The sequence below is a fragment of the Duncaniella sp. genome (genome assembly GCF_029054785.1).
GTDB lineage: Bacteria > Bacteroidota > Bacteroidia > Bacteroidales > Muribaculaceae > Duncaniella.
In genome coordinates this window covers 1-21604 of the sequence record NZ_JAIDEN010000053.1, presented here as the reverse complement: position 1 = coordinate 21604, position 21604 = coordinate 1, and the positions used below count along the sequence as shown (strand labels likewise).

The 21604-nt window shown below is 51.6% G+C and carries 17 protein-coding genes and 1 tRNA gene; 9 read left to right on the top strand and 9 right to left on the bottom strand.

The window, feature by feature from the left end; genetic code table 11:
• Positions 1-550: signal recognition particle receptor subunit alpha (locus K2H17_RS03570; protein WP_300131505.1), on the bottom strand; the 550-nt coding region annotated here is incomplete at its 3' end.
• Between the two features lie 544 nt (positions 551-1094).
• On the opposite strand from K2H17_RS03570, the gene K2H17_RS03565 reads away from it, so the two are divergent.
• Positions 1095-1181, top strand: a tRNA-Ser gene (locus K2H17_RS03565).
• A 192-nt stretch (positions 1182-1373) separates the two neighbouring features.
• Here K2H17_RS03565 and K2H17_RS03560 read toward each other — a convergent pair.
• Together K2H17_RS03560 and K2H17_RS03555 are read right to left on the bottom strand one after the other, a co-directional pair.
• On the bottom strand, positions 1374-2951 hold the full coding sequence (locus K2H17_RS03560) for a peptide chain release factor 3 (RefSeq protein WP_300131504.1): 1578 nt from the start codon (positions 2949-2951) through the stop codon (positions 1374-1376).
• Positions 2952-3005: 54 nt separating this feature from the next.
• A complete protein-coding gene (locus K2H17_RS03555) occupies positions 3006-3650 on the bottom strand; it encodes a M15 family metallopeptidase (RefSeq protein ID WP_300131502.1) in 645 nt (214 codons plus the stop codon).
• 141 nt (positions 3651-3791) lie between these two features.
• Between K2H17_RS03555 and K2H17_RS03550 the strand changes: the two genes are divergently transcribed.
• The 5 genes from K2H17_RS03550 (at position 3792) to K2H17_RS03530 (ending at position 11907) form a co-directional block, all read left to right on the top strand.
• Entirely contained in the window at positions 3792-5879 is a 2088-nt protein-coding gene (locus K2H17_RS03550; RefSeq protein WP_300131500.1) for a tetratricopeptide repeat protein, read from the top strand.
• Positions 5880-6051: 172 nt separating this feature from the next.
• Entirely contained in the window at positions 6052-7368 is a 1317-nt protein-coding gene (locus K2H17_RS03545) for an aspartate kinase (protein WP_300131497.1), read from the top strand.
• A gap of 39 nt (positions 7369-7407) precedes the next feature.
• The gene (lysA, locus tag K2H17_RS03540) at positions 7408-8559 is read left to right on the top strand and encodes a diaminopimelate decarboxylase (protein WP_300131495.1); all 1152 of its coding nucleotides are present in this window, start codon (positions 7408-7410) and stop codon (positions 8557-8559) included.
• A gap of 18 nt (positions 8560-8577) precedes the next feature.
• Positions 8578-10572 carry an oligopeptide transporter, OPT family gene (locus tag K2H17_RS03535; RefSeq protein ID WP_300131492.1) on the top strand — a complete coding sequence of 665 codons (1995 nt, stop codon included), beginning with the start codon at positions 8578-8580 and terminating at the stop codon, positions 10570-10572.
• Between the two features lie 48 nt (positions 10573-10620).
• A complete protein-coding gene (locus K2H17_RS03530; protein ID WP_300131490.1) occupies positions 10621-11907 on the top strand; it encodes an MATE family efflux transporter in 1287 nt (428 codons plus the stop codon).
• 31 nt (positions 11908-11938) lie between these two features.
• On the opposite strand, the gene K2H17_RS03525 is transcribed toward K2H17_RS03530, so the two are convergent.
• Both K2H17_RS03525 and nfo read right to left on the bottom strand, forming a co-directional pair.
• A complete protein-coding gene (locus K2H17_RS03525; protein ID WP_300131489.1) occupies positions 11939-13258 on the bottom strand; it encodes an SLC45 family MFS transporter in 1320 nt (439 codons plus the stop codon).
• A 95-nt stretch (positions 13259-13353) separates the two neighbouring features.
• Positions 13354-14214 carry a deoxyribonuclease IV gene (gene nfo, locus K2H17_RS03520; RefSeq protein ID WP_300131486.1) on the bottom strand — a complete coding sequence of 287 codons (861 nt, stop codon included), beginning with the start codon at positions 14212-14214 and terminating at the stop codon, positions 13354-13356.
• Between the two features lie 137 nt (positions 14215-14351).
• On the opposite strand from nfo, the gene hisS reads away from it, so the two are divergent.
• From hisS to K2H17_RS03505, 3 genes are all read left to right on the top strand, one after another.
• A complete protein-coding gene (gene hisS, locus K2H17_RS03515; protein ID WP_300131483.1) occupies positions 14352-15725 on the top strand; it encodes a histidine--tRNA ligase in 1374 nt (457 codons plus the stop codon).
• Between the two features lie 131 nt (positions 15726-15856).
• A complete protein-coding gene (locus K2H17_RS03510) occupies positions 15857-16600 on the top strand; it encodes an ABC transporter permease (protein ID WP_300131507.1) in 744 nt (247 codons plus the stop codon).
• A complete protein-coding gene (locus K2H17_RS03505) occupies positions 16597-17367 on the top strand; it encodes an ATP-binding cassette domain-containing protein (RefSeq protein WP_300131481.1) in 771 nt (256 codons plus the stop codon). Before K2H17_RS03510 ends, K2H17_RS03505 begins: the two co-directional genes overlap by 4 nt.
• A 31-nt stretch (positions 17368-17398) precedes the next feature.
• Here K2H17_RS03505 and nrdG read toward each other — a convergent pair whose 3' ends face one another.
• The 4 genes from nrdG to K2H17_RS03485 form a co-directional block, all read right to left on the bottom strand.
• A complete protein-coding gene (nrdG, locus tag K2H17_RS03500; RefSeq protein WP_300131479.1) occupies positions 17399-17875 on the bottom strand; it encodes an anaerobic ribonucleoside-triphosphate reductase activating protein in 477 nt (158 codons plus the stop codon).
• A 117-nt stretch (positions 17876-17992) separates the two neighbouring features.
• Complete coding sequence (locus K2H17_RS03495) at positions 17993-20200, bottom strand: anaerobic ribonucleoside triphosphate reductase (RefSeq protein ID WP_300131476.1); 2208 nt, start codon at positions 20198-20200, stop codon at positions 17993-17995.
• Positions 20201-20401: 201 nt separating this feature from the next.
• Complete coding sequence (locus K2H17_RS03490; RefSeq protein WP_300131474.1) at positions 20402-21049, bottom strand: HAD family hydrolase; 648 nt, start codon at positions 21047-21049, stop codon at positions 20402-20404.
• 32 nt (positions 21050-21081) lie between these two features.
• On the bottom strand, positions 21082-21378 hold the full coding sequence (locus K2H17_RS03485) for a Dabb family protein (protein WP_300131472.1): 297 nt from the start codon (positions 21376-21378) through the stop codon (positions 21082-21084).
• Positions 21379-21604 lie beyond the last annotated feature (226 nt).

Sequence of the window (21604 nt, the reverse complement as noted above, 5' to 3'; positions counted from 1 at the left end):
CGGGATCTGCGCCGATTTTCTGCTTGATGACAGGGACATCAGCCCTGCGCCCCCACTCTTCAAGCTGTTCGATGGCGGCGGCACGGAAAGTGTCGGCGGCACCAAGCATCACCTTGTTGCCGGCTTTTTTGAACTGTGCGGCCATTTTGCCGATGGTCGTGGTCTTTCCGACACCGTTGACTCCGACAACCATTATCACATGGGGCTTGTGGGAGGCTGGAACCGTGAAATCATCCTGCGATGATTCATTGCTGTTTTCAGCCAGCATGTCGGCTATTTCCTCACACAGCAGGCGGTTGAGTTCTGACGATCCGACATATTTGTCTCTTGCCACACGTTTCTGAATGCGGTCAATGATGCGCAATGTCGTGTCGACACCGACATCAGATGTGACGAAAACTTCCTCAAGGTTGTCAAGTACATCGTCATCAATCGTTGATTTGCCGGCGATTGCATGAGAAAGGCGGTCAAGCAGTCCACGCTGAGTCTTTTCGAGCCCCTTGTCAAGAGTCTCTTTTTTTTCGCGGGAGAAGAAATTGAAAAATCCCATATATTCAAGTAGAATTTGAACTGCAAAATTACTCATTTATTATTTATTTTGCAAAACAATGACGAATCCCCCACCCCATCCGTGATTTATTTTTTGCAAAACGTATTTCGAAAATCGAAGAGCTGATTGCGTTCGGGACTGTCGAGGCTCCCCACATATCTGATATTAGTTTTTATCATTCAGTTTATATTATATAATAGGTGAATGATCATAAATTTTATCAGAATCAGCTTAAATCAAGCCTGAAATACCTTAAGAGGTTGTTAAAAAACAATAGTTAAAATCTGAGCGAAAGTTTTGAGGTGGATATGGATCTGAATCGAAGGAGCATAGCGAGCTATGCTCCTTTCTCATTTACAACAATTTATCTAAAAGATACACCACTCAGATTTTAACTCTTGTTTTTAAACAACCTCTTAATTCGGGGTCTGATGAAAATATTTTGCTAAAAAATTTGGAAGATTCACAAAAAGTACCTACCTTTGCAACGCTTTAGAGAAAGTGAGGCACTTTTTCAAGTGCGAAAAACAAGATTTAAGCATCAGGAGAGATGGGTGAGTGGCTGAAACCACCAGTTTGCTAAACTGACGTAGGAGCAATCCTACCACGAGTTCGAATCTCGTTCTCTCCGCAAAAGAGCTGCAAGTCAATAACTTGCAGCTCTTTTGCTTTTATTACACTTCATAATCTTCATCCGCCACATCTCCACAAATTCACCGTACATACACACAAAAGCGCGATAAACTCAAGAGAGCCTATCGCGCTTATTTTTCATATCTTATGTGTATATCTTGTATATCTTTTGTGTACCGCTTGTTTTGCCTTAAAATTCCGAGGAGAAATGGAAGCGGATTTTCGGGAAGTCGTTCTGTGCCATCTGGAGCACATAGCCTGAGTCGGCCAAGAAGACATCACGACCGTCACGGTCAACTGCCATGAACTGGAATTTTCTCTTTTTGAAGGCTGCAAGCGCTTCGGGATCATCGCTTTCGATCCAGCATGCCTTGTAGAGCGAGATCGGCTCCCAACGACACTGGGCGCCATATTCATGAAGCAGACGATATTGGATGACCTCAAACTGAAGCTGGCCTACGGTACCGATGATCTTACGCCCGTTGAACTGGTTGACGAAAAGCTGTGCGACACCTTCGTCCATCAACTGCTGTATACCCTTGTCAAGCTGCTTGGCCTTCATCGGGTCGGAATTCTCGATGTATTTGAACATCTCAGGCGAGAAACTCGGCAGCCCCTTGAAGTGCAGGATCTCACCGGAAGTCAACGTGTCGCCGATTTTGAAGTTGCCGGTGTCAGGAATACCTACGATATCGCCGGGATAGGCCTCGTCGACAATATTCTTTTTCTGAGCCATGAAGGCGGTAGGAGCGGCAAATTTCATTGTTTTGCCTGATCTCACATGACGGTATGGAGCGTTGCGCTCGAATTTGCCTGAGCAGACCTTGACGAAAGCGATGCATGAACGGTGGTTCGGGTCCATGTTGGCATGGATCTTGAACACGAAGCCTGAAAAGCCTTCTTCCTCAGGATTTATAGTGCGCTCCTCCGCATTTACCGGACGCGGGGCAGGCGCGATTTTCACGAAGCAATCAAGAAGCTCCTTGACGCCGAATGTGTTGAGTGCAGAGCCAAAAAACACAGGGGCTACCTGTCCTTCAAGATAGGTCCGGGTGTCAAATTCGGGATAAACGCCTTCAATCAGCTCCAGATCCTCACGCAGTTTCGCGGCATCTGTCTCGCCGACAGCCTCATCGACACGTGGATCTGTCACTGAATCTATCTCGACGCGCTCGCTGACACGCTGTTTGTCAGGAGTGAACAGATCAAGAGAGTGCTCGAATATATTGTAGACACCCTTGAACTTGGCCCCGATATTGATAGGCCATGACAACGGGCGCACGCTGATCTTCAGCTCGCTTTCAAGTTCATCAAGGATGTCGAACGGATCGCGGCCCTCGCGGTCAAGTTTGTTGACAAAGATGATCACCGGAGTGTTGCGCATTCGGCAGACTTCCATGAGCTTTCGGGTCTGCTGCTCGACACCTTTGGCAACATCGACAACAATGATAACACTGTCGACGGCTGTCAGCGTACGATAAGTGTCCTCGGCAAAATCCTGGTGACCCGGAGTGTCAAGAATGTTGATCTTATAGTCGCCATAGTTGAACCCCATAACGGATGTCGCCACCGAAATACCGCGCTGTTTCTCGATCTCCATCCAGTCTGACGTAGCCGTTTTCTTGATCTTGTTGGACTTTACGGCACCTGCCACATGGATAGCGCCACCGAAAAGGAGCAGTTTTTCGGTGAGAGTTGTTTTACCTGCGTCAGGGTGTGAAATGATGGCGAATGTGCGTCTGCGTGATATTTCGTCGGTAAGAGACATGGTTTTACTGTTTTATGATTTTTGCGGGTGCAAAGTTACGATTTTTTTTCGAGTTCAGAAGTCGAGACGGCGGAAAGATGCACGGGCCTTGGCTTTATTGACCAGATTAAAATGCCACCACTCGGTACGGATGGTGTGAAATCCGGCTGCGGTCATGACTCTGCGCAGAAGCAGACGGTTCTGCCGTTCGGTCTCGCTGATCACTCCCCGCCTGACCAAAATCTCCTCCTTGTCAATATTCGCCTCAGTCCCAAGATGGTCTACGGGGGTTCCCATCGAGATTTCCCGTCCGGCGGGATCGACAATCGTAATATCAACCGCCAGCCCGTAATTATGAAGGCCGCCACCTTTAGCCGGATTGGCCACATAGTTGGCTTTCGGAGTGCCGCTGACAGCCTTGAACATCCGCCTCTGAATGCTCATCGGACGCGCGGCATCCTTGATCAGCAGACGATAGCCGGGAGCAAGACTCGCAAGCTCGGCCTGAGCACGGACAAGCGCGGAAGCCGCATCAGGATGCAGATAAGCCTGATTGAAACCATCGTCATAAAGCAGAACACCTGTAAAATTGTCGGACCTGGCATACATCAGACTGACGCAGACAGTCGAGTCAAGCTCCGCGACATTGACAAGCCCGTGATCCCGAAGTTTCTGTTCAAGAGTCCGGGTAGTTGTCTGTGACTGTGAGTGAATGTGCATTATTGAAATGGAAAGGAGGAGGACAATTGACAAAAATCTTGGAATACGGCAATATTTCATGCCGCAAAAATATGAAAAATCCTTAAATCAGGACGGTATTTTGCGTGAAAACATTATTTTTGCAGGTCATAAACAGATAGAATGATCATCACTACATATAATAGAGCCATCACGCGCCTGATCCTGTCACTTGCAACGCTTCTCCCTGCCATTTGTCTCAAGGGACAGATCAACACCGAGCAGGTGTTGCGAATCGGAGCCAATACACACTATTTCGAAGACTACGTTCTCTCGATCCAGTATTTCAATCAGGTTATAAGCGTCAATCCGACACAGGCCAAACCATATTTCTACCGAGCAGTGGCCAAACTCAACCTCGACGACTTCCGTGGAGCTGAAGAAGACGCCACTATGGCACTTGAACGCAATCCGTTCATCACAGAGGCCTATGAGGTTCGCGGTGTGGCACGTCAGAACCAAGGGAAAAACAAAGAAGCGATCACCGACTATAACCGGGCTCTTGAAATGCAGCCCGAAAACAGCAGCATAATTTTCAACAAAGCGATAGCCCAGCATGAAAGCCGCGACACGATCGGGGCCAAAACGACATTCGAGCAGCTGATCAAACGCTTCCCGAAATACGAGGAGGGCTATCTGGGCCGCGCACGACTCCGCCTGGAGATGAAAGACACGATCGGTGCCCGCGCCGACATCGAACGCGCGCTTTCGATAAACTCAAATGCCGTAAACGCCTACCTGCTGCGCGCCGATATCGCCATCCACTCCGGCAGAGATTTCAAGAGCGCCCTCGAAGACATGGACAAAGCCGTCAAGCTACGTCCGGAAGCAGCCGGATTTTACATCAACCGCGCCTACCTGCGATATATGAACGACGACATCCGCGGCGCATTCGAAGACTATGACCGTGCGATCGGGATCGAGCCGAGCAACACCGCAGCCATCTTCAACCGCGGCTTGCTCAGAGCCGAAGTCCATGACACGAACCGTGCGATTGATGACTTTTCCAAAGTGCTCGACCTTGACAGCGAAGACTACAAGACTTTATACAACCGCGCCATATTGCTCGCCGAAATCGGATCATTCGAAGCTGCTCTTAAGGATCTCGACAGAGTGATCGAGGCATTCCCGGATTTTGCAGGCGCATATTTCCTGCGCTACGACATCAAGCGCCGCAAAGGAGACATGCGCTCGGCCCAGAAGGACTATGACAAGTCTATGGCTTTGGCGAAAACCACCGTCCAGCTCACGCCCGACAAGCAATTCAGCGGCGCAGCCTACGCAAGCGCCGGCACGGTGACTGACACCTCATCTTCCTCAACCGCTTCTGAATCCGGAAACGCTGACTCAGCAGGATCCACAAGCCCAAGCGAAACAATTACAGAAACCCAGGAGCAAGTCAAACGCCGTTTCACCACCCTGACAACAATCCGCAGCAACTACTCCGCTGACAAAAATTTCTCAGCCTCTGACATCAGAGGCAAAGTCCAGGACAAGGATATGGCCATCGAACTCGAACCGCTGTTCATGATCACCTACTATACCTCGCCGACAGAAATCAACCTAAGCAGTGAGTATATCCGCGAGGTAGACGAGATCAATTCACTCGGCCTGTTGCGCTTTGTGATGCAGGTGGCCACTCATCCAGCCCAGCTTCCGCAATATGAACTCGAAGGGCCACACCGCCAGTCAATCAGCTACTACAACTCATATATCGCCAACCATGCGCCGCGAGCCATCGACTATTTCGGCCGTGCTCTGGATTTCATCTCGCTCCACGAATATGAAAAAGCGATAACAGATCTGAACGAAGCCATCAGACTCACCCCCGACTTCGCACTGGCCTACCTGCTGCGCTCACAGGCAAAGTATGAAAACCTCAAAGCCTCAGGAGAACCCGGACAGGCTCTGTCACGTGAGGGAATCAGCGAGGCGATCGCCGACATAGACGAAACCCTCCGCCACTCCCCTTTCATGCCGATCGCCTATTATAATAAAGGTGTGCTCCTTGCCGAGAGCGGCAACTATGTGGAAGCCATCGATGCTTTCACGCGCGCCATCAGCCTGAAACCGGATTTTGGAGAAGCCTACTATGACCGCGGCTACGTCTATCTGTCGCTGGGCGACAAGACTTCAGCACTCCCCGACCTCAGCCATGCCGGCGAACTGGGAATTGTCAGCGCTTATCCGCTGCTCAAACAGATGAAATGACCTGAGCGTTTATTCTGACTTCCCCACAGCGATTTGCTTTTCAAACAAACAAATCAGGACCAAAAAAGCAACCATACATCCTGTTTTAATGACATAATGTCGCGATATGAATTTTTTTTCGTAAATTTGCGCCATATACCCTTTTGAATTATCACATTTTAACAGTCAAAATATGAAAGTCTTAAAGTTTGGAGGGACTTCCGTAGGATCAGCCGAAAGAATCCGCCACGTAGCAGACCTCGTCAGTGCAAGAGGTAAAAACATCATCGTTCTTTCAGCCATGTCAGGCACAACCAACTCCCTGGTTGAAATCTCAGACTATCTTTACAAAAAGAACACCAACGGCGCGAAAGAGACCATAAACCTCCTCGAATCAAAATATCTCAAGACCATAGCCTCTCTCTATGACCGTCATGAGAGCCGCGAGAAAGCGCTCAAAGAGATCAAAGCCTGCTTCAACTACATCCGCTCCTTCACCCAGCGCGAGACTTTCGGCCCGACAGAGGAAAAAATCATCCTTGCCCAGGGAGAAATCATGAGCGTTGCAATGATGACCATCCTTCTGAACGAACGCGGCCTTTATGCAGAAGCTCTCCCGGCCCTTGACTTCATGAAAACCGGACAGAACGGCGAACCTGACATGCAGCATATCGCCCTGCACCTCCAGCCGTTGCTCGACAAATATATTGATGCGGACATCTTCGTCACCCAAGGCTTCATCTGCCGCAACTCGACCGGCGAGATCGACAACCTCCAGCGCGGCGGATCCGACTACACCGCATCGCTCATCGGCGCAGCCATCGAAGCCGATGAAATCGAAATCTGGACAGACATCGACGGAATGCACAACAATGACCCGCGCTTTGTCGAAGGAACCAAACCTGTCAACGAGCTTCACTACGAAGAAGCATCGGAGCTGGCCTATTTCGGTGCAAAAATCCTTCACCCCACCTGTGTGCTCCCCGCAAAAGTCAACAATATCCCCGTTCGTCTGCTCAATACCCTTGAGCCTGAAGCCCACGGCACACTCATCTACAACAACATCACAGAGCCGTCAATCAAAGCCGTCGCAGCCAAAGACAATGTCGTGGCCATCAAGATCAAAAGCTCACGCATGCTCTTAGCTTACGGCTATCTGACCCGCGTCTTCGAGACATTTGAGAAATACTGCACTCCGATCGACATGATCGCCACTTCGGAAGTCGGTGTCTCGCTGACAATCGACTCCGAACGCTTCCTCCCGGAAATCATTGACGAGCTCAAAAAGTTCGGCACTGTCACCGTAGACAAGGACATGGTGATCATCTGTGTAGTCGGCAATATGGAATGGACAAATACCGGCTATGAGGCCAAAGCGATGGAAGCCCTCGCTGACATCCCTGTGCGCATGATCTCTTACGGCGGATCGAATTACAACATCTCCTTCCTCGTGCGCAGCTGCGACAAGATCGAAGCCCTCAAACGCCTCAGCGAAAAACTTTTCAGCTGAACCAACACCAACTGACAACAAAGAAGAGACGACACGAAAATGACACGTTTCCCGATAGAGGAATTCTCAACCCTCAAAACGCCATTCTATTTCTACGATCTGCGCCTGCTCGAACGCACAGTCAAAGAGATCCGCCGCACAGCCCGCGATCCGCGCTTCAAAGTCCACTATGCAATCAAGGCAAATGCCAATCCGGGCATCCTGCGGACAATCCAGGCCGCAGGCTTCGGAGTCGACTGCGTCAGCGGCTGGGAGATCGAAGCCGCTCTTGAAGCCGGCTTTCGAGGCGACCGCATAGTTTTTGCCGGCGTAGGCAAAAGCGATGACGAGATCCGCGTGGCTCTTCAGGCCGACATTGAATGTTTCAACATCGAGTCAGAGCCTGAACTGAGAGTCATCAGCGAACTCGCAGCCGAAGCCGGAAAGACCGCACGAATTGCAATCCGCGTCAACCCGAACATCGACGCACACACCCATGCCTACATAACAACCGGCCTGGCGGAAAACAAGTTCGGCATCAATCTCGAACAGCTTGAAGCAATCATTGATCTCGCCCTCAGTCTTCCGGCCATCGAACTGCGCGGTCTCCACTTCCACATCGGATCGCAGATCACGGAGACAGAACCATTTGTAATGCTCTGCAAAACGATCAACCGCCTTCAGGACGAATATGAGAAAAAGGGAGTAAAATTCAATCTCATCAACGTCGGCGGCGGCCTCGGCATTGACTACGCTCACCCCGAACGCCATCCGATTCCTGATTTCGAATCCTATTTCACAACATTCCACAATCACCTGCGCCTGCGCCCCGAACAAGAACTGCATTTCGAGCTTGGCCGTTCGGTTGTGGCGCAATGCGGCTCTCTGATCACCCGCGTGCTCTATGTGAAAGAAGGCACCTCCAAACGCTTCGCTATCGTCGACGCCGGCATGAGCGACCTGATCCGCCCTGCCCTTTACAGCGCCCATCACAAAATCGAGAACATCACCAATCCGAACGGCGAACTGCATCACTATGATGTGGTCGGTCCGATCTGCGAATCCTCTGACCGCTTTGGAGAAAGCGAAACTCTGCCTGAAATCAAACGCGGCGACATGCTGGCACTGCGCTCTGCCGGTGCCTACGGAGAAATCATGGCCTCACGCTACAACTGCCGCCCCTTCCCACACTCTTACTTTTCAGAAACCTAATCCCCTGAAAAATCGAACATGAAACCAAACGAAAATCCCAAGGAAATCTATCAGGATGCAGACCCGATAGAACTTCCTGAAAACGCGTTCCGCGAGCTTGCCGACGATGAAGGCTACCGCCCGATAATGCACCCGGCCCGCGAGTATCCCGAAGTGACCCCCTACTCCGTCGGAATGGGATTGCTGCTTGCTGTGATATTCAGCGCTGCGGCAGCATATCTCGGACTGAAAGTGGGCCAGGTATTTGAAGCCGCTATCCCGATCGCAATCATCGCTGTCGGACTTTCAGGAGCACTGAAAAAGGACAATCCTTTAGGCCAGAACGTGATCATCCAGAGTATCGGTGCCTGTTCAGGCGTGATTGTCGCCGGTGCGATCTTCACCCTTCCGGCGCTCTACATCCTTCAGGCCAAATATCCTGAAATCACCGTAAACTTCCTCCAGATATTCCTCAGCTCTCTTTTAGGAGGCGTTTTAGGAATCCTGTTCTTCATTCCGTTCCGCAAATATTTCGTAAAAGACATGCACGGGAAATATCCTTTCCCTGAAGCGACAGCAACAACCCAGGTGCTTGCAAGCGGACTTGGCAAAAGCGCCGCCGGCAACAGCGGACAGGCCCGCACACTGGTGCTCGCATCGCTCATCGGCGGTATCTACGACTATGTTGTGGAAACATTCGGATGGTGGGCCGGAGTGCTCAACACCCATGTCACCGAATGGGGCCAGGCGATGGCCGAGAAAACCAAACTTGTCCTCAGCTGCAACACCGGAGCCGCCGTGCTCGGTCTGGGCTACATCATCGGTCTGAACTACGCGTTCATTATCTTTGCCGGATCTATTTTCGTATGGTGGATTCTGATTCCTCTGCTCGGCACTTACGGATCACCGGAAATAGCAGCCATGACTCCGGAAGCCATCTTCTCCGACCATGCGCGAATGATCGGCATCGGCGGTATCGCTATGGCAGGTATCATAGGCATCATAAAATCATGGCCGATCATCCGCGGCGCCGTCGGACTTGCCTCCCGCGAACTCCGTGGCAACACCTCCGAAGGGAAAACCATACGCTGGCAGACTGACATTTCAATGAAACACATCGTGTTCTTCATTGCAATAGCTCTCGTAGCCGTACTGCTCTTCTTCTGGATCGGTGTCATCCACACATTCTGGCAGGCTCTGGTTGCCTGGATCGTTGTGACAGTAATCGCTTTCCTTTTCACCACTGTGGCAGCCAACGCAATCGCCATCGTCGGATCGAATCCGGTATCAGGCATGACCCTGATGACTCTGATCGTCGCATCAGCAATATTCGTCGGCATCGGTCTGAGCGGGCCTTCGGGCATTGTAGCCTCAATGGTAATCGGCGGCGTTGTCTGCACGGCACTCTCGATGGCAGGCGGCTTTGTCACCGACCTCAAGGTCGGATACTGGCTCGGCGCAACACCCCGCAAGCAGGAAAGCTGGAAGTTCCTCGGAACACTCGTATCGGCTGCTACCGTAGGCGGTGTGATCCTCCTGCTCAACCAGGTATATGGTTTCACCGGAGAAAACGCCCTCATCGCTCCCCAGGCCAATGCCATGGCTAAAGTCATCGAACCCCTCATGATGGGCGGTGACACTCCCTGGATCCTCTATATGACCGGCGCCATCCTGGCCCTGATTCTCAACTGGCTCGGCGTCCCGGCCCTGGCTTTCTGCCTCGGCATGTTCATTCCACTCCAGCTTAACACTCCGCTGCTTGTCGGAGGTGCCATCGCTTGGTTTGTAGGAAGCCGCTCGACTGACAAAGCTCTCAATGACGCTCGTCGCGACCGCGGCACTCTGATTTCATCAGGCCTCATCGCCGGCGGTGCGCTCTTCGGAGTGTTCGCAGCTCTGACACGCTTCCTCGGTTTCGAATACACAAGCCCGCTCAGCGCGATCGCAAGCCAGTGGGCAGGCCTGGCCGTCTATGCGCTTCTGATCATCTATCTTATCTGGGATTCCATGAAGGCAAAGCGCCTCAAGGACTGATACCAAGTGGTTATTTAATAACAAATCTTGTTTTTAAACAACCTCTGAATGAAAGCAATCAACCGCGACATTCTGTCGCTGGCCATACCGTCGATCATCACGAACATCACCACGCCTCTGCTGGCCTTGATGGACGTGGTGATCGTCGGGCATATGGGCAGCGCCGATTACATAGCGTCAATAGCCGTAGGCGGGACCATATTCAATATGCTGTACTGGCTTTTCGCCTTTCTGCGCATGGGAACCAGCGGCCTCACCGCCCAGGCCAACGGCGGCGGCGATGCAAAAGGCTGCGCACAGGTCCTCACACGCGGTCTGATTGTCGCCACTCTTGCGTCAGCCGTCATCATCATCCTTCAGCGTCCGCTATTGGAGCTGACTCTGAATTTCCTCGAAGTCGAAGGCAATATCCGGGCGCTCGCATCGACTTATTTTTCAATACTCGTCTGGGGAGCACCGGCTTCACTGGCTACATTCACACTGACCGGATGGCTTCTCGGCATGAAAAACGCACGGGCACCAATGTGGATCGCCTTTGTCGTCAATATTTCCAACATCGCTGTGAGCCTCCTGCTCGTTCTCGGCTTCGGACTCAAAGTAGAGGGCGTGGCCTGCGGAACTCTTACAGCTCAATGGCTTGGAGCACTCACCGGAATCGTCATCGTCATACTCAAATACAGACCTGCGCCCGGACATCTTAAAGAAATTATCAGGCTGAAAGACCTGAAACGCTTTTTCAAAGTCAACACAGATATCTTTTTCCGCACCCTGTGTCTCATTGCAGTGACCGTATGGTTCACTCGCACCGGAGCCTCTCAGGGCACGGTCGTCCTGGCCGTCAACACCCTGCTCATGCAGTTTTTCATTCTCTTCTCCTACTTCATGGACGGCTTCGCCTTTGCCGGCGAATCGCTCTGCGGCAATTTCGTCGGAAGCAATGACCGTGAAGGCCTGAAAGGATGTGTCAGAGCACTTTTCAGATGGAGCGTTGTGATGGTTCTGCTTTTCACCATCATCTACGCCACAGGCGGAGAAAGCATAATGCACATTCTGAGCGACGATGCCGGTGTCAGGCTCTCGGCAAAAGAATATTATAGCTGGGTAATAGCCATCCCGGCAGTAGGATTCGCCGCCTTTACATGGGACGGAATCTTCATCGGCGCGACACGCACCAGAGAGATGCTCCTGTCAATGGCGACAGCCACCGCCGTCTACTTCATTCTGCTCAGACTGCTCTTCCCCATAATAGGAAACCACGGGCTGTGGATAGCATTTTTAGCATATCTCCTGACCCGTGGCGTGGCACTGACGGCAATGAGCCGTCGTATTTTATAGCAGATCCGGCATTCAGCGAACCCGGCGTATCTCAGTCATGGTTCTCCGCATACGTTTCTTTGACAAGACCGACACTGAATGCACCGGCGACAAGCAATATGCCGCCAAGAACAAGCATATTCACCTGATGACCTCCAAGAAGAGGCAGAATCAGCCCCCCCAAAGCAGCCGCACAGATCTGAGGCACACAGATCGTTCCGTTGAAAAGGCCGAGATAAGTGCCCATGTTCTTTCCTGAGATCGAGTTCGTCAGAATGGTGAACGGCAGCGCAAGCATTGCGGCCCATGCGCATCCGATCAGCAGGAATGAAACAAAGAGAACATACTGGTCAGTCACGAAAAGAGTGGAGATAAAACCGACAGCGCCCAAAAGAAGACTGAGAGCATAGACTGTCTTATGGCTCTTAAAGCGTGGGATCACCACAGCCCAAAGCACAGATCCGACGGCCTGAACTGCAAAAAGAACTCCGACCCAGTTGCCCGCAGTCTGATAGGCTTCCGAATTGGTGTCGGTGGTACCCCAGACCGTGTCTGCGATGGCTCCGGGTGTATAGGTCCACATATAAAGGAAAGCAGCCCAGCAGAAAAACTGCACCAGACCCACGGTCCAGAATGTGCGTGGCGCGTGGATAAGGAGCCGGATCATAGATGTCTTTTCACTGCTCTGCTGCTCGGTTATGCCATGATATTCCGCATATTCTTTCGGAGGCATCTCACGTATTGTAGCGAAGCTGTAAATCACACAGAGTATCAGGACGGCAGCGCCGATATAGAACGAATATGTCACAGCATCGGGGACCTGTCCGGCGGGAGCGAGATTGCTCACTCCGATCGCAGTCAGAGTGATCGGGGCAAGATAGCCTACAAGACTGCCGGCATTACAGAGAAAACTCTGAATCGAGTAAGCCAGACCCTTCTGACGCTCGTTGACCTGATCGCCGACAAGCATCTTGAAAGGCTGCATGGCCATATTGATTGAAGTGTCAAGAAACATCAGAGCGATAAAGCCGAAGATCATCGCACCGCCGACTGTCAGACCGAAACTACCGGCATTGGGCAACAGACACATGACAACCACGGCAATCGCAGCACCGAGAAGCAAGTAAGGCAGACGTCGGCCCAGGCGGGTCCAGGTGCGGTCACTGGCAGCTCCGACAATCGGCTGCACGAGAATTCCCATCAGCGGCGGAAGAATCCAGAAATAGCTGAGTGAATGAGGATCGGCTCCCAAGGTTGCAAAAATACGCGAAATGTTGGCGCTCTTAAGAGCATAGGCGATCTGGACGCCAAAGAAACCGAAACTCAGATTCCAAAGTTTCATGAAACTTTGGTCCGGTTTATTTTTTACCATAAATGAAATAAGTGTGTAAGTTGATGATATAATCTAAAAAATAATTTCTCTCTACATCTGATAAACGCAATCTGACTGTGAAATGATCACTCGGATCAGTCTTTCGATTCCGGGCGCTCGTCAAGCGAATAAAGCAGCTCTATTTCCTGCGCCCATATTGCCTCGTCGGGAGTTTCAAGAATCAGAGGCAAACCGTCGAAACGCGGATCGGACATCAGTCTCCGCCAGAATTCACGGTCAAGATTCGCAGTTGCGATCGGCGCATGACGGTCGACCCGCGAGCCCAAAGCCTTCTGGGTGTCGTTGAGGTGCATTCCACACAGATATTGAAATCCTATCACACGCTCAAACTCAGCCCAAGTCTTTTCGTAGCCCTCGGCTGTCGCGAGATCATAGCCTGCGGTGTAGGCATGACAGGTGTCAATGCAGACTCCGATCCTGGTCTTGTCCTCCACGCGGTCTATTATATGTGCGATCTGTTCGAATGAATAGCCAAGATTACTGCCCTGGCCGGCTGTGTTCTCTATGACGGCCTTGACACCCTCTGTCCGGCCGAGCAAGCGGTTGAGCGACTCGGCGATAAGATCCAGACAGGCATCCGCCTCCATCTCGCGCATGTGGGAACCGGGATGGAAGTTAAGCATTGTCAGTCCCAGCTGTCGGCAGCGGCGCAACTCGTCGAGAAACGCCTCCCGTGACTTTTCCAGCTTCTCAGCATCCGGCGAACCGAGATTGATCAGAAAACTGTCATGCGGAAGAATATGTTCAGGGGTGTAGCCATATCGCTCGCAATTCTCTCTGAAGGCATCCGCCTCGGCCTGAGATATAGGCTTCGAAGTCCACCGCGAAGGATTACGGGTGAAGAGGGCGAAAGACCGCGCCCCAATCAGATGGGCGTTCAGAGGAGTATTGCTCACGCCTTTGTCGGCGGAGACATGTGCTCCTATATATTTCATAGCTGTAAGTATTGTTTTACGAGTAAGTATGTTTACGCATTAAAGTGACGCAAATTTAGCAAATAATCGCTATCTTTGCAAAAAATTTGTACTAACTTTCATTACTTCTCCTCTTACATATAATAAATACGATAATAATGGCACAGAAACCGTCAATTCCCAAAGGGACGCGCGACTTCACCCCCGCTGAAATGGCGCGCAGAAACTACATATTCGATACCATCCGCACAGTCTTCAAACTTCACGGTTTCCAGCAGATCGAGACTCCGGCGATGGAAAATCTTTCCACTCTCATGGGAAAATACGGTGAGGAAGGCGACAAACTCCTGTTCAAGATCCTCAACTCCGGCGATTTTCTGCGTGGTGTCGATCCTCAGCTGCTCTCATCGGCCACTTCCGGAGAAGAGAGCGCAAAACTCGCGGCCCGCATCTGCGAAAAAGGCCTGCGCTATGACCTGACAGTGCCTTTCGCCCGCTTTGTCGTAATGCACCGCAACGAGCTTTCCTTCCCCTTCAAGCGCTACCAGATCCAGCCCGTATGGCGCGCCGACCGTCCACAGAAAGGCCGTTACCGCGAATTCTACCAGTGCGACGCCGATGTCATCGGATCCGATTCGCTGATCAACGAGATCGAGCTTCTTCAGCTCATCGACGAAGTTTTCAGCCGTCTGGGAGTACGCATCACAATCAAGCTCAACAACCGCAAAGTGCTTGCCGGAATAGCCGAACTCGTCGGTGCGCCTGACAAGATCGTGGATATAACCGTGGCCATCGACAAGATCGACAAGATCGGCCTCGACAATGTGAAAGCCGAACTCGGCGAACGCGGTCTTTCAGCCGAAGCGATCGAACGGATCACACCGCTGATCACACTCTCAGGCACCAACGCCGAACGCCTCTCAAGCCTTGAGGAGATGCTTGCCTCAAGCGAGACAGGTCTCAAAGGCGTAGAAGAGCTGCGTGAGGTCATGGCCGGAACCGAAGCACTCGGTCTGCGCGCCGACCTCGAACTTGACGTCAGCCTTGCCCGCGGTCTCAACTATTACACCGGAACCATCATCGAAGTCAAGGCCCGCGATGTCGAGATCGGCAGCATCACCGGCGGTGGCCGCTACGACAATCTCACCGGAGTCTTCGGCCTTCCCGGAGTCTCAGGCGTAGGCATCTCATTCGGAGCCGACCGCATCTATGACGTGCTCAACACACTCAATCTCTACCCCGAAGGAATCGAAGGCGCTGCAAAGGTAATGTTTACAAACTTCGGTCCCAAGGAAGCAGCCCGCTCGCTCCAGGTGATCAAACAGCTGCGCGAAAAGGGCATTCCGGCAGAACTCTATCCCGACGCCGCCAAGATGAAAAAGCAGATGGGCCGCGCCGACACTCTCGGCATCCCCTTCGTGGCCATCATCGGTGAAACCGAACTGCAAAACGGCACTGTCACACTCAAGAACATGACCACCGGCGAGCAGTCAGAACTCTCAGCCGAACAGCTCACCGAGGCTCTCAGCTGAGAGCCGGTCAGGAGAAATCCTCTCTCTTCTTTCCTGATTTCTGGCCAATAGCCCCACTACACGCCCGGCAATAGATAAGATTTGCTTATCTTTGCCGAGGCTAATGCAACATCTACCTTCCGAACATGGTTATAACCGACTCACTCACCACCTTCGGGCAATATTGCCTTTTCATAAGCAAAATATTCTCGACACCCGACCGCTGGAAAACATTTTTCAGACGCACATTTTTCGAGATCACAAAGCTCGGCGTGGACTCCATACCTCTGGTGATCGTCATCTCGCTCTTCATAGGCGCCGTCATCACCATACAGATGCAGCTTAACATCGTATCACCCCTTGTCCCGTCCTACTCCACCGGTCTTGCCACACGCGAGATCATCCTGCTGGAATTCTCCAACTCGATTCTCTGTCTGATCCTCGCCGGCAAAGTCGGATCGAACATCGCATCGGAAATCGGCACAATGAGAGTGACAGAGCAGATAGACGCTCTTGACATCATGGGCATCAACTCCGCCAATTTCCTTGTGCTCCCGAAAATAGTAGGCTTCCTGGTCTACATGCCCGTATTGGTCGTGTTCTGTATCTTCACATCCTTCCTCGGCGGCGTGCTCATTTCGATTTTCACCGGAATAATCCCCCTGAGCCGCTTCATCTATGGCTTGCAGACCATGTTTGTCGAATGGTATGTGTGGTATGGCCTCATAAAATCCCTCTTCTTCTCTTTCATCATCACCTCCGTGTCGGCTTTCTACGGCTATTTTGTCAAAGGCGGCGCACTGGAAGTCGGAAAAGCATCCACAAACGCAGTGGTCGCATCCAGCATTCTGATCCTGCTGCTTGACGTCGTACTGACCAAACTCCTTCTGCAATGATTGAAGTAAAGAACATCACCAAATCATTTGACGGCAAGACCATCCTCCACGATGTCAGCGCCAAATTCGAAACCGGCAAGACAAACCTCATAATCGGCCAGAGCGGATCAGGAAAAACCGTACTGGTCAAATCGCTCGTAGGCCTGATCCGGCCCGAAAAAGGCGAAATCCTCTATGACGGACGCGACCTGATGAAAATGGACGCAACCCAGACCAAAGACCTGCGCAAAGAAATCGGCATGCTCTTTCAGGGTTCGGCTCTGTTCGACTCCGAGACGGTGCTCGGCAACGTCATGTTTCCGCTGACAATGTTCACATCAATGACACCCGCCGAAATCAAAGACCGCGCACAGTTCTGTCTTGAACGAGTCAGACTGAAAGGCGCCGATGCGAAATATCCGTCTGAAATCTCAGGAGGCATGCAGAAACGTGTGGCGATCGCACGTGCGATCGCCCTCAACCCGAAGTATCTTTTCTGCGACGAACCAAACTCAGGCCTGGACCCGCGCACGTCAATCGTAATCGACGAGCTTCTCAGCGACATCACCCACGAATACAACATCACGACGATCATCAACACCCATGACATGAACTCGGTTCTCGGCATCGGCGAGAACATCATCTTCATCAACAAGGGTCATCGCGAATGGGTGGGAGACATGCACCAGATCTATCAGACCTCCAACGAGGCGCTCAACGAATTCGTTTTTGCAAACGATCTCTTCCAGAAAGTCCGCGCCTACGTCATCTCCAACGAACACAAATAATTCTGCACACGGGTGACGGCCCTCCGAGCCGTCACCATGACCATTCGACTACATTGCCGGGAGTCGATCTGCCGACATCGACAAGCCGCTGGTTGGCCGAGCCGCGAAACAGCAGATGAACATCGCGCTGAGCCTCGACAAACGCGCCATCGACAAGCACATCAATATATTCGAGCAGACGTCTCATCGGCTCACTGCGCATCACGTCCTCATAACGGAATCCGGTATAACACCAGATCCCCTTTCCCGCCTCTTTGATCCTGGCGGCCAAGGGCAGGAGTTCTGCGGCCCTGTACATCGGGTCACCGCCGGTCAGAGTCACGTCAAAATCATTGTCGATCACCTCTCTCATGATCTCGTCGACGCTCATCTCCCTCCCGCCATCGAAATCCCAGGACTGGGGATTGTGACAGCCGGGGCAGGAGTGGGAACATCCGGCAACGTAAATCGCTGTACGAAGTCCGGGGCCGTCAACCGACGTCCCCGGAACAATATCGAGAATCTTCATTCTTTCAATAAAAATCGGAATTGCATTTTCAGGCAGCCTTTAAGGACCAGTTTTCAACAGACTTTCAGTCTCTTCAAACAACGGGATTTCAAAGACCGCCTGAATGCGGAATACTTTTTATTTGTGGACTATACGATCATTAAGTTCAGCCAGCTTCGCATTGTTCCAGCGGTCTGTGGTGCCGACAAGATAGCCGGTTATACGCTGAAGACAGTCGATATGACGGCCATGACAAACCGGACATTCCTCAAGCGACTCCTGAGCATCCTCATAGCCGCAATCCATGCAGCGGTTGCGGTTGTGGTTCACTGAACAATAGCCGATATTATATTTATCCATCAGGTCAACGATATCGCTGATCGCCTTAGGGTTGTGAGTGGCATCGCCGTCGATCTCCACATAGAAGATATGGCCGCCGCCTGTCAGTTCATGATATGGAGCCTCGATCTTTGCCTTGTGGCGCGGCGAGCAGTGATAGTAGACCGGAACATGGTTAGAATTGGTATAGTAGATCTTGTCCGTGATGCCGGGGATCACGCCGAACGACTTGCGGTCACGCGAAGTGAACTTACCGGAAAGCCCCTCAGCCGGAGTGGCAAGCACGGAGAAGTTATGCTTGTACTGCTCGCTGTAATCATTGACACGCGAACGCATGTGCGAAACGATCTTCAGGCCGAGTTTCTGAGCCTCTTCGCTCTCACCGTGATGCTTGCCGACGAGCGCGATCAGACATTCTGCCAGGCCGATAAAACCGATACCCAGTGTACCCTGATTGATCACGCTCTCGATGGTGTCGGTCGGGCCGAGATTTTCGGCGCCGTTCCACAGACGCGACATCAGCAGCGGGAACTGCTTGGCCATCGCTGTTTTCTGGAAGTTGAAGCGGTCACAGAGCTGTCGGGCCGTGATATCGAGAACCTCATCGAGCTTGGTAAAGAAACGCTTGATGCGCTCCTCCTCGTCGACTATATTCATGCACTCTATCGCGATGCGCACGATGTTGATTGTCGAGAAACTGATGTTTCCGCGACCGATCGAGGTTTTCTCTCCGAAACGGTTTTCAAACACGCGTGTGCGGCAACCCATCGTAGCCACCTCATATTTATAGCGTTCAGGATCGTTGGCATCCCACTTCTCGTGCTGGTTGAAAGTAGCGTCAAGATTGACGAAATTCGGGAAGAAGCGGCGCGCCGTCACCTTGCAGGCAAACTGGTAGAGGTCATAGTTGCGGTCTTCAGGCAGATAGCTGACACCCTTTTTCTTTTTCCAGATCTGAATGGGGAAAATTGCAGTCGCACCGTTGCCCACACCCTCGTAGGTCGAGTTGAGCAGCTCGCGTATGATGCAGCGGCCCTCGGCTGAAGTGTCAGTACCGTAGTTGATCGAGCTGAACACAACCTGATTTCCTCCGCGCGAATGGATGGTGTTCATGTTGTGGATGAAAGCCTCCATGCTCTGATGAACGCGGCTGACAGTCTGGTTGATCGCATGCTGCTTCCAGCGTTCGGCACCTTTGAGCCCGTCGAGAGGAGCCTTTATGTAGTCATTGATTTCAGCATTATAGAGTGCGGAAAGATCCTCTCCGCTGAGTTCCTCAAGCTTTTTCACCTCTTCTATATATGACGACCTTACGAAAGGTGCGAGGTAGAAGTCAAAAGCCGGGATCGCCTGACCGCCGTGCATTTCATTCTGCGCGGTTTCGAGTGAGATGCAACCGATGATACTTGCGGTTTCGATGCGCTTGGCCGGACGCGACTCGCCATGACCTGCAACGAAACCGTATTTGAGAATGCGGTCGAGAGGATGCTGGACGCAGGTCAGACTCTTGGTGGGATAATAGTCCTTGTCATGGATATGCAGATAGCCTCCCTGCACAGCCTCGCGCGCTTCGGGCGACAGCAGATAGTCATCAACAAAAGGCTTGGTCGTCTCGCTTGCGAATTTCATCATCATGCCGGCGGGAGAATCCGTATTCATGTTGGCATTCTCGCGGGTGATGTCATTGCTTTTGGCCTCGATGATCTCCAGAAACATATCGCGGGTCTTGGCCCGGCGGGCGATGGAACGCTGGTCACGATAGGCAATATAGCGCTTTGCGACTTCCTTGCGCGGCGACTTCATGAGTTCCAGTTCCACGCGGTCCTGGATCTCTTCCACGGTCATCTGCTCACCGCCGATCATTCCGATGCGGTCTGTGATTCGTGAGATCAGAGCTTCGTCCTCACCCATCTCTGTGGTGAGCATCGCCTTGCGGATAGCGGCCTTTATTTTTTCTTCGTTGTATCCCACGACGCGACCGTCGCGCTTTACTACTGTCTGTATCATCTGAATTGTTGAATTGAGGGGATTTGTTTTTGGTGATAGGTTGATATTTTTACGCTGCAAAGATACGCATAAAAAAACAAAAGTCCAACACGAATGTCAAACTTTTATTTATTAAAATTTTCCGTTTTGGGCAACTTTTGCAGTTTACAAAATACATAAAATGCTAATATATAGCATATTTAATTTTAGTTTTGGACAACTTTAAAGCATTTCACACCGCCTGGAGTTTACAATTTCAAACAACTCCGGCAAATTTCCAATTTCAAAAGCCGGCCTGTTTTCTTCCGGCTGAGAAAGGCTGTCATAACTGAATATATTCTCCCCGTTTCCGCCCCTTCCGTAACCGACCGTAAGCCAGCCGAGAGCGTTCGGAGCCACAAAATCCTTCTCCGGATTATCGCCTATGTAGACATAAGGCCCCTCTCCTACGGTACGGCCCATTATGATCCTGAACGCATCGCCCGACAGCTTGCCCGATCCGATTTCCTCTGAAACCATGATCAGATCCGGGCGCATGAAACGCGACAGACCGAGCGCTTCGATCTTGTGTCGCTGCGTGACACTCCGGCCATCGGTCACCAGCCCCAGCACATGTCCGGCACGCGAAAGGCAGCTCAGAACATAAAGCGACATCCACGGCAAGCGTATATCCGGGACATGAGTCCTGTAAAGGCCGAGCAGATCTTCGACCGGAAGCCCCGTCGAGTCAAAAGCCTCGCGCGGACTTGCGGCAGACATCATCGCCGGAAGCAGTCCGGCTCCATAGCGGCGCGCGATGGCCCGGTAGGCCGATCGGACAAACTCCATTTCCGGGAAGAGCGTGTCATCGAGATCAAAAACAATGACCATAGTCAGGTCTTGAGAGCGCCGACACCGCCGGATCAGGCAAAATAATAGTCAACGCAGGCTCTCGACTCTTTATGCGCACCGATGATCGATGCGGCAGCAACGTGGGCCGGATGCTTGGCATAGACTGCGACATCGTCCATTGTCGGAACAACTGCGGTCAGAACCACATCCCACTCTTCCGAGGGATTCTCATTGATGCCGACCTCCATTGACTCCAGTACATCAATCAGAGCAGGAAGCTCCATCAGAGCCTGTTTGAAACGTTCGGCCACTTCGCGGCGTTCTTCCGCGGAACCTTTGAGCTTAAAGCATACTATATGTTTAACCATTGCTTACTATATATATATGTGGTAATATTTTTTTCAAATCAGATGTCAAAATTAACCAATTCCGCCGATTCATCCAAATAAGAGTTCGTTGTTTAAAAACAAGAGTTAAAATCTGAGTGGTGTATCTTTTAGATAAATTGTTGTAAATAAGAAAGGAGCATAGCGAGCTATGCGACTGACGAATTTCAACAATTTAGCAAAAGAGACACCAAGGCTTAGGTAACCT

Coding starts and splice junctions, on each gene's coding strand:
- K2H17_RS03560 (WP_300131504.1), bottom strand. CDS start 2,951: ATGTCTCTTACCGACGAAATATCACGCAGACGCACATTCGCCATCATT.
- K2H17_RS03555 (WP_300131502.1), bottom strand. CDS start 3,650: ATGCACATTCACTCACAGTCACAGACAACTACCCGGACTCTTGAACAG.
- K2H17_RS03550 (WP_300131500.1), top strand. CDS start 3,792: ATGATCATCACTACATATAATAGAGCCATCACGCGCCTGATCCTGTCA.
- K2H17_RS03545 (WP_300131497.1), top strand. CDS start 6,052: ATGAAAGTCTTAAAGTTTGGAGGGACTTCCGTAGGATCAGCCGAAAGA.
- lysA (WP_300131495.1), top strand. CDS start 7,408: ATGACACGTTTCCCGATAGAGGAATTCTCAACCCTCAAAACGCCATTC.
- K2H17_RS03535 (WP_300131492.1), top strand. CDS start 8,578: ATGAAACCAAACGAAAATCCCAAGGAAATCTATCAGGATGCAGACCCG.
- K2H17_RS03530 (WP_300131490.1), top strand. CDS start 10,621: ATGAAAGCAATCAACCGCGACATTCTGTCGCTGGCCATACCGTCGATC.
- K2H17_RS03525 (WP_300131489.1), bottom strand. CDS start 13,258: ATGGTAAAAAATAAACCGGACCAAAGTTTCATGAAACTTTGGAATCTG.
- nfo (WP_300131486.1), bottom strand. CDS start 14,214: ATGAAATATATAGGAGCACATGTCTCCGCCGACAAAGGCGTGAGCAAT.
- hisS (WP_300131483.1), top strand. CDS start 14,352: ATGGCACAGAAACCGTCAATTCCCAAAGGGACGCGCGACTTCACCCCC.
- K2H17_RS03505 (WP_300131481.1), top strand. CDS start 16,597: ATGATTGAAGTAAAGAACATCACCAAATCATTTGACGGCAAGACCATC.
- nrdG (WP_300131479.1), bottom strand. CDS start 17,875: ATGAAGATTCTCGATATTGTTCCGGGGACGTCGGTTGACGGCCCCGGA.
- K2H17_RS03495 (WP_300131476.1), bottom strand. CDS start 20,200: ATGATACAGACAGTAGTAAAGCGCGACGGTCGCGTCGTGGGATACAAC.
- K2H17_RS03490 (WP_300131474.1), bottom strand. CDS start 21,049: ATGGTCATTGTTTTTGATCTCGATGACACGCTCTTCCCGGAAATGGAG.
- K2H17_RS03485 (WP_300131472.1), bottom strand. CDS start 21,378: ATGGTTAAACATATAGTATGCTTTAAGCTCAAAGGTTCCGCGGAAGAA.